General features: G+C 41.5%; 9 protein-coding genes and 1 pseudogene. 3 read left to right on the top strand and 7 right to left on the bottom strand.

What is annotated here, in order from left to right; genetic code table 11:
* A pseudogene (locus HMPREF0581_RS02855) lies at positions 1 to 316 on the bottom strand (recombinase family protein); the annotation flags it as partial.
* A 114-nt stretch (positions 317 to 430) separates the two neighbouring features.
* Here HMPREF0581_RS02855 and HMPREF0581_RS08905 point away from each other — a divergent pair.
* Entirely contained in the window at positions 431 to 832 is a 402-nt protein-coding gene (locus HMPREF0581_RS08905) for a transposase (protein ID WP_084645324.1), read from the top strand.
* A complete protein-coding gene (locus tag HMPREF0581_RS08900; RefSeq protein ID WP_009644211.1) occupies positions 810 to 1,142 on the top strand; it encodes a hypothetical protein in 333 nt (110 codons plus the stop codon). Before HMPREF0581_RS08905 ends, HMPREF0581_RS08900 begins: the two co-directional genes overlap by 23 nt.
* 119 nt (positions 1,143 to 1,261) lie before the next feature.
* On the opposite strand, the gene HMPREF0581_RS02845 is transcribed toward HMPREF0581_RS08900, so the two are convergent.
* Positions 1,262 to 2,149, bottom strand: a complete 888-nt coding sequence (locus HMPREF0581_RS02845) for a HipA domain-containing protein (RefSeq protein WP_036380205.1) — start codon at positions 2,147 to 2,149, stop codon at positions 1,262 to 1,264.
* Positions 2,150 to 2,153: 4 nt separating this feature from the next.
* Positions 2,154 to 2,603 carry a helix-turn-helix domain-containing protein gene (locus HMPREF0581_RS08500; RefSeq protein ID WP_156791972.1) on the bottom strand — a complete coding sequence of 150 codons (450 nt, stop codon included), beginning with the start codon at positions 2,601 to 2,603 and terminating at the stop codon, positions 2,154 to 2,156.
* Positions 2,604 to 2,950: 347 nt separating this feature from the next.
* On the opposite strand from HMPREF0581_RS08500, the gene HMPREF0581_RS02835 reads away from it, so the two are divergent.
* The gene (locus HMPREF0581_RS02835) at positions 2,951 to 3,307 is read left to right on the top strand and encodes a GntR family transcriptional regulator (RefSeq protein WP_036380203.1); all 357 of its coding nucleotides are present in this window, start codon (positions 2,951 to 2,953) and stop codon (positions 3,305 to 3,307) included.
* Positions 3,308 to 3,559: 252 nt separating this feature from the next.
* On the opposite strand, the gene HMPREF0581_RS09020 is transcribed toward HMPREF0581_RS02835, so the two are convergent.
* The 4 genes from HMPREF0581_RS09020 to HMPREF0581_RS02815 form a co-directional block, all read right to left on the bottom strand.
* A complete protein-coding gene (locus HMPREF0581_RS09020; protein ID WP_009644201.1) occupies positions 3,560 to 3,748 on the bottom strand; it encodes a hypothetical protein in 189 nt (62 codons plus the stop codon).
* A 109-nt stretch (positions 3,749 to 3,857) separates the two neighbouring features.
* Positions 3,858 to 4,541: a helix-turn-helix domain-containing protein gene (locus HMPREF0581_RS02825; RefSeq protein WP_009644209.1), complete on the bottom strand. Its 684-nt coding sequence runs from the start codon at positions 4,539 to 4,541 to the stop codon at positions 3,858 to 3,860.
* Positions 4,542 to 4,658: 117 nt separating this feature from the next.
* Positions 4,659 to 5,588: a recombinase family protein gene (locus HMPREF0581_RS02820; protein ID WP_009644204.1), complete on the bottom strand. Its 930-nt coding sequence runs from the start codon at positions 5,586 to 5,588 to the stop codon at positions 4,659 to 4,661.
* 217 nt (positions 5,589 to 5,805) lie between these two features.
* Positions 5,806 to 7,647, bottom strand: a complete 1,842-nt coding sequence (locus tag HMPREF0581_RS02815; RefSeq protein WP_036380199.1) for a recombinase family protein — start codon at positions 7,645 to 7,647, stop codon at positions 5,806 to 5,808.
* Between the last annotated feature and the right edge of the window lie 273 nt (positions 7,648 to 7,920).

Genomic DNA, 7,920 nt, shown 5'->3' with positions numbered 1-7,920 from the left:
CTTTGAAAAGTATTTCGGTATAAAAGCCTACTTTGAGGTAATCTCTGCCAAACCTACTCATATCTTTTACTATCACAGTAGATACTTTGTTTTCTTCTACTGCTTTTATCATCTTTTGAAATCCCTCTCTATCAAAGGTTGTTCCGCTTACTCCATCATCGGTATAGTGATAGATATTTACAAAGCCGTTTCTTTTGGCATAGCTTTCAAGTAGCTACTTTTGATTGGTGATGGAATTGCTTTCTCCTTGCATTTCATCATCACGACTTAAACGCTCGTAAAGAGCTGTTTGTCCTGTTCTTTTTGTATTTGACATGAGAATTACCTCCTCTCCAAGTTTTATTATTTTCTCTGTCCTTATAAGGTTAATCCTTTTGGCAAAACGGCTACAGAAATCATCTATTATCTTCTTGAGCACACCTCCGAATCTATGGATGAAAAAGCCGTGCGCAAGTTGATCAAGCAGCAGGCAAAAGCGAAATCCGATGAGATCATTGCCGCTATCAAAGGTTACAAAATTGAAGCTGATCAGGCGGCCAAACTTACGCTTGCTCGTAACCATATGGATTATCTCAAATATATGATTTTTCAAACCGAAGCAGAACTCTATGTTCGAATCAAACCCTACTACAGGTATGTTGAACGTGTTGCGACCATGCCAGGTATGAATGAACTTAACGCAACTATCGTTCTTGCTGAAACAGGCATCGACATGGATGTGTTCGACAATTTCGGTCATTTGTACTCGTGGTGTGGTCTTACACCACGAGCACAACGAATCTGCTGGCAAGAAGCATTCCACAAAAATCATGAAAGCCGGCGCTTATCTTAAGCCTTTAATGGTTCAATGTGCCTTAGCTGCAATAGCGTGCAAGAAAAACCCTTACTTTGCAATCAAGTATCGCAGGATAAAGAGTCGCCGCGGTCACAAGAAAGCGATTATCGCTATCGCAAGAATGATGATGGTTTCAATCTATCATATGGTCAAGGACAAACAACCTTTCTCGCCATGTGATTATGAGGAACTGTTAAATCCTCAGGAGCATCCGCAACGGGTTGTGCTTAACGATGCAAATGTATTTGATTACCTGAATGCTCAGGGCTACGATACATCTTCATTAGTCAAATGCAACGATGACTGATGATTCTTCAAATATTCATTTTTGAATGAGGCGGCGAACATGCCTCTTGTTTTAGTGTGTCTACATTATCTCGTTTATTTTCACTCTTGGTTTCCTTTTCCTGTTTCATGGAAGTTCGATTATTTACTATCCAGTTTTTCTATAGAGAAATCCAAAATTCTCTTTTTCCGTTCTATCAGCATTGTCAGATAGAAGTCCTTCTGGAGATCGCTGATAAACGGCGTATAGTCAATGATCCCTTTGATCTTTCCCATGTCAATACGCGGGACAATGCGTTTTAATGCGCGATTGCAGTCTTCATTTTGCATGGAGGAAATATAGTCAAAATACTTGATTTTCTTACCTTCCTGCATAATCGCCGAAAGAGGGATATTGTAAATACGATGATTGCGTTCGCCTGGATCGGAGAGCACCGCTTCCATGATTTTCTTGTCAGCCTGCGGGTACAGGCAGCTTCCACAGTCATAGACTGGAGCGAGTGTCATTTCGTCGGTACGGTCATCATACAGAAACCCCCAGTTTCCATTGTGCCTGTCCCAGTTCCCGATGAAGGCATCCACGATAAACATATCCCAAAACCGTTCCAAAAGGCTGTCACGGTCTACAAGGGTCTGTTCATCAATTGTCTGGAGGATGTCTATAAGCTCTGTCCCGTATCCCTGCCGTTCCGAATCAATCATGCGGTTTTTGAGGGAGGCGAAATCCTGCAGAGAGACGCCTGGTTCCGTAAAGTCACCGCAGGCGACAACGATTTTCTGTTTCCCCTTTACCGTATAAACTCCCATCAAGGTTTTCTGAACCGGAATGCCGATGCTCTCATAAATCTGGCAGCCCAGGTACTCTGAAAAACAGCTGTTGCTGTAACTCATGCCTTTATTCAGCTTTGCCTGCGGAGGGAACTTGAGCATATATTGTTCGCCTTCGTAAATCACGGAAATTTTATTCCCGTTTGCACCGGCATAGATCTTTTTCCGCTTTTTCAGGTCTGTAAAATCTATGACGCCCATTCTTTCACGCCCTTTCCAGTCTTAAATACTTCTCCCGCAGATACCATGCCTGCTCCGGATTGATGATCTGGTTGACCTCTGCGTTGTTGATATCCGTCTGAAGATTGCAATAATCGCAGTCCCAGCGAAGATACGGTTCTCCGCCATCTAATTTCTTCCATGCTGCTTTCATGGCGGCAATGGATTCCATCAGAAATGGCGGCAGGCCGCGTTCAAGATAGGACTTATCTTTTGGAAGGCCGGTTGCACTGTCATAAGGGGAAGACAGCTCCATGATGTCCTCCATCGTACAATCCAACGCTTTCGCAAGCTGCCGGACTGTTTTTGCAGAGCAACGCTCGATCTCGCTCCGCCCCGCGCATATATCCATAATTGTAGTCTTTGGCACGCCACTGACCTTTGAAAGATGGTATTTTGTGATTTGTCTTTGGTCAAGCAAAGTCTGCAAGTCCATATCGTCACCTCCCATTTATTGTTCACCTAATTATATCGGCATACCGACCTAACGTCAACAGTGTAGGGATACATAGGTTTTTGAGTTTTCCATATTTGAGGTCTGTCTAAATAGAAATCGTGCAGACGCTTTCGTTTTTATTGCCAGTGGCTTTTCCGTGAATACCCCATATTCCTATAAACTCGCCGTTTTTTGAAAACATGATAGTTTCTTGATAATTGTCCTATATCCTATGGTTATATATTGGAGAAATTATCATTCCCATCAAGCTCAAATATATCAAAGTGTTTCCTACCAGATTGCATTCGTGTTCTAATGCACAAATAAGCAAGAAGAAAGTGAGAAAAATGTCTTGGAGTTTCACCTCGGACTCGCCTATTTATTTGCAGATAGCCGAGATCATCAAATTCCGGATTCTGAGGGGAGAATATCCCCCCGGAACCCGGATTCCGTCCGTCCGAGAGCTGGCACAGGAAGCGGCAGTAAATCCCAATACCATGCAAAGGGCACTGGCGCTTCTGAAGTCGGAAGGGCTGTTAATCACCCGGCGTACTACCGGTCGGACAGTCACGGAGCATCAGGAGCTTATCCTGTTGACTCGTCGCACCCTGGCAAAAGAGTATGTCAAGCGGCTCTCAGCCTTAGATTTTTCTATAAAGGAGATCAATGAACTGATGCAGGAAGCCTCAAAAGAGACGACATAGCTGTACCAATATCACAAGAGACGCTTCTGCATCTTATCATCTTCAAACCATGCCCGTCTTTTTCAGATATGCCAGCGCATCCGTATGTCCCCGGAAGTGGATACGGATGCGCTCTTTTAAGTCCAAAATGAACTAAAGCATCGGAGATCGCTTTCACTTTTTCCTCTGTCGGATGCTTTCTCGGTTGTTTCAGTTCTTCTACAGCATTAGGAGCGTCATACATAGGGAGACCGTAAGCTCTCGTTACTTCTGCTATATATGCAGTATGTACTTTGAAACCGAATTTATCTTCTTGTATGCAACTCTTTCTTTTGGCTTATACTTTTCTGCTCTTTCCGTTATTTTATCAAATGGCACCTTGCCTTCTCCCTCGCCAAACTCCACCTTTACGTTGATATGACTGTCCGGAGCCTTGTGGGAAAGCAGTACTACCGTCTCCACATGAAATACGGGGGCTATCTGTGAATTTGTCGTTCATGTGCACAAATGCCGCATATATACAGTATTTTTCAGCGGTTCTGTTGTCTCGCGCATTTCATTCTCAACGGGGCTATTTTAGAATTTCAACCACTTCATTCTCCGTTCCGGGGTTCTTGCGGACAGCAGTAAAAAACAGCGTCTTATAGACCAGCTGATCCGGATTGCTCGAATCCCATCCTGTCTCATATCTGAATCTCGGCACCTGATTAAAATGTTTAATGGCCACATAGTCGGTGACACTGAATATCCCGAATAAAATGACAGCACAGGCAGCTATGCAAATAATACGCTGCACCCTCTTCGCCAGGATTCTTCTCGTTAGGAAATAGATGCCCGTAATCAGTATAATGCTCCCGATCACAGAGTAGATACTTCCCCAGCTGCTTTCACTCGGAAATACCGATAATGCCGATACAATAACAAAGATGCCGAAGCCCGACAGCAATGCGCCGATGATTCTCTGCTTTCCTGTTTTTAATTCATTACGGCTGTACTCCGCCATAGCCACAGCGGTTTCTTTTGTTTCCTGATTCATGTTCTCGCTTTTCCTTTCTCCATTGATGATTTCCGGTATGCTCACGTCATAGAACTCTGCGATCTCGACCAGCATACCGATATCAGGCATATTGCTTCCTGTCTCCCATCGGGATATCGTTCTGTTGGAGACATTCAGCTTTTCAGCCAGACTTTCCTGTGTCAGATTTCTTTCCTTCCTCAGTTCTTTCAGGAAAGAGCCTATCTTGACCTGATCCATATGGGTGACCTCCTTTCCATGCCATGATACGATCCGGAATCATCCTTTAACACGACACAAAGCGAGAAATGCCGTGTTTTGCTGCCGGACAATGTTGTCTGCCTGCTTAAATTCCTATTATTTCTTCCGTTTGGAGCTGTACTTCGTACTTCTGCGTTTCAAGCCATCTTCCGTGATTTCCATATTGCTGCGCATCGCCCGCTCGATCTGCACCGCCTCAAATTTCTCCTTGGAGATGATTCCGGTGTGGTGATCGCCAAGCTTATACTGGTTCCCGGAGCCGCCGGAATCCGCGATCGCTACATCCCCGGTATATTTCATGTTGGTCAGGATGGATTCTATCGTATGCTTGCTCCATGTATCTTTCCCTCTGGGACTTTTGATCTGTTTGCTCTCCAGCTGCTTCTTGATGCCGACCGCGCTTGCCCCTTCCAGATACCAGTCAAAGATGTTCCGGACGACCTCCGCCTTTTTCTCATCGATGGCAAGCATGCCGTTTTTGTCTTTGTAATATCCGTAGCACGGTCTGTCATATAAACCGGACGTGCCGTTAGCCGCTCTCTGCTTCAGACCGATTCTGATATTCTCGCTGCGCCACTCGTTTTCCGTCTGCTCACAGACTTCGATCACCGACAGGAGTAATTCGCTGTCCACGGTTTCCGTATCGATCTTGTCACGTTCAAAGATGATCCTCTTTCCGGCATCCTTGATCTTTCGTATCGCCTCCAAAGTTTCGACCGTATCCCGTCCGAAGCGGCTGATGCTCTTTGTAAGAACAATGTCGATATGCCCATTCTCGCACTCTCTGATCATGCGGTTGAATTCTTCTCGTGTGGATCCTGTCTTTGCCGTACCTACATCAATAAAGATGTCCGCAACGAACCATGTCCGGTGTGCTGCCGCAAGACGAGTAAGCCCCGATATCTGATTGGCAAGGCTGTCGAGCTGCTCCTTACTGTTTGTGCTGACCCGGGCATAGATACCGACACTGTAGTCTTTGATGACACGGGTTTTCTCTATGCGTACGACATTCTTAATGTCATCCATATGACATTCTCCTTTTTGCCCTATTAAGTTTCTTATTTATTATAATGATGTCTGGGCAATTTTACAATATGTGTCCTGACAACAGTTCCCTTGTTACACACCCTCCGAAAACCTCAAAAACAGTAGTTGCCTTGTTACACTTCGCAAAAAATCAGTGCTCACAACTATTGTCAGAACCGATAAAAAAGGAATTCCGGGAAAGGTATTTTTTATTGCCTCATCTTCGGAATCCCTTGATTTCAAGCCTTTTGTGTACTTTTACTTCGTTTCCCGTGACAGAAGAACTATGCACTCCACATGTGTTGTCTGTTTGATAGGAACACAATTTATTTGCCTCGTTACTTGATTGAGGATACAATTTGTTGTCATTTTCTCCATCAACTTCTTTTGCATTTTTTCTTCTGCTTTTAAATAATCGTCCGTCTTGGGAATCTTTTTTACCTGTTTTATATATGATTGTAATCATTGCCGGATCAATTTCGCCATCATCATTAGTCCCACCAATAATTATCTTATCTACTATACTTTCAAATACAGCTCTGTCAAATTCCTCAAGGTATTTATTGGATTCAAGTAATTTTTTAAAACCCTCAAGCCTTTTCTTCAATGCTTTTTCATCAGTAAGTGTTACTTCTAAAGTCCTTTTTTCTGCAAGTAATTTCTCTTTGCTACTGGCTATTTCATTATACTTGTCCTGATATATATCCATGCTGATTGACTCATTCAGCCTTAATTCAACAAGATCTTTTTCTTTCTTTATTATTTTATCAAGTTGATTGCTTATCTTCTTCAAGTCTTTAGCTAAACTGTTGTCTTTCAATTCTTCTTCAACAGTTTTAAGGAATTCGTTGGTAATTTCTACATTATTGTGGCATACTTGACGATAACTTTCCATAAATGCTTTTTCTATAGCTGCTTCTTCAATTCCTTTGCTATGCGGACAATACTTTTTCCCATTTTTAGTAGCATTGACACACTGCCATATCACTTTTGTATATTCTGAACTTGAATGCCAATTTCTTCTTGAAAGATTATGACCGCAAAATCCACATTCAAGCATGCTGCTAAAAGCATATTTTCTTGAATATTTTTCTCTTTTACCACCACTGTTAGCAATGGTATTTCTATTTTTTGACCTTCTTAATCTAATGCCTTGAGCTTTTTCAAAATCTTCTTTCGAAATAATTGGCTCGTGATGGTTTTCTATATAAAACTTATCCTGTTCTCCAAAATTATCCAATCTCCTCTTTGAAATAGGATCAACCGTATAGGTCTTTCCCATCATGAGATCTCCTTTATATTTCTCGTTTTTTATAATTCCTAAAACTGTTGTTTCAGTCCACCTTTTATTTCTTCTTGGTGATAAATATCCCTGTTCTTCCAACTCTCTTGAGATTACCATCCCACCGACGCCTTCAATATATCTTCTGAAAATATATCTTACAATTTCAGCTTCTTTTTCGTTTACAGAAATGCTTTTTGTCTCCGGATCATAGTCATAACCTAAACATCCTTGAAAGCCGACCATTTCTCCTCTTTCCATTTTCATTCTCAAGCCTTTTTTAACATTAGCTGAAATGTTCTCTACTTCCTGTTGAGCAACTGAACTTAAAATAGTCAAAAGCAATTCGCCATCCATTGTTAGAGTATTTATGTTTTCTTCTTCAAAAAATACCGCAACATTAAACTCTTTTAACTTTCTTACATACTTTAAAGTGTCTAATGTATTTCTCGCAAATCTTGATATAGACTTTGTAATTATCATATCTATATCGCCATTCATACAGTCATTTATCAGCCTTTGAAAGTCAATTCTTCGATCAACCTGTGTTCCTGTTATTGCTTCATCAGCATATATTCCAGCAAGTGTCCACTCATTATTTTTCTTTATAAATTCTGTGTAGTGTTCTACTTGAGAATTATAGCTGTTAATCTGATCTTCAGTATCTGTACTAACTCTGCAATAAGCTGCCACTCGCTTTATTGAGCGTTCAACACAGCCTGATGCAGTTCTTTTCAGTGTGATATCACCTTTAATAACTTTTACATCTTTCTTCACTGCATCCGCCTCCTTATTTGTATCTTTCTATGCAGTTTAATTATACCACACTTACAAAACATTATAAATATAATTCTGTCGAAATGTTATACTTTTTCATTAGTTTTAACTTTATCTTTCTGTATTCAATATCGTTTAGTAAATGTTCGGAAAGTAAGATAGATAGCATAGATAATTGGAGGCTATATTTTAGTAATTCGTTATTCATTCTAAACCCTCCTCGTTAAAATTCATTTTTAAGTTTTATGACATTGACGGGTGCTTTGGATCAGC

Source organism: Mogibacterium timidum ATCC 33093, from assembly GCF_000525775.1.
Classification (GTDB): domain Bacteria; phylum Bacillota; class Clostridia; order Peptostreptococcales; family Anaerovoracaceae; genus Mogibacterium; species Mogibacterium timidum.
This window is presented reverse-complemented; position numbering and strand designations above follow the sequence as displayed.

Excerpts from the sequence above, each read along its gene's own strand:
- HMPREF0581_RS08900 (WP_009644211.1), top strand. The coding sequence starts at position 810 with ATGAAAGCCGGCGCTTATCTTAAGCCTTTAATGGTTCAATGTGCCTTA.
- HMPREF0581_RS02825 (WP_009644209.1), bottom strand. The coding sequence starts at position 4,541 with ATGGATCAGGTCAAGATAGGCTCTTTCCTGAAAGAACTGAGGAAGGAA.
- HMPREF0581_RS02820 (WP_009644204.1), bottom strand. The coding sequence starts at position 5,588 with ATGGATGACATTAAGAATGTCGTACGCATAGAGAAAACCCGTGTCATC.
- HMPREF0581_RS08500 (WP_156791972.1), bottom strand. The coding sequence starts at position 2,603 with ATGGACTTGCAGACTTTGCTTGACCAAAGACAAATCACAAAATACCAT.
- HMPREF0581_RS02845 (WP_036380205.1), bottom strand. The coding sequence starts at position 2,149 with ATGGGCGTCATAGATTTTACAGACCTGAAAAAGCGGAAAAAGATCTAT.
- HMPREF0581_RS02835 (WP_036380203.1), top strand. The coding sequence starts at position 2,951 with ATGTCTTGGAGTTTCACCTCGGACTCGCCTATTTATTTGCAGATAGCC.
- HMPREF0581_RS08905 (WP_084645324.1), top strand. The coding sequence starts at position 431 with ATGGATGAAAAAGCCGTGCGCAAGTTGATCAAGCAGCAGGCAAAAGCG.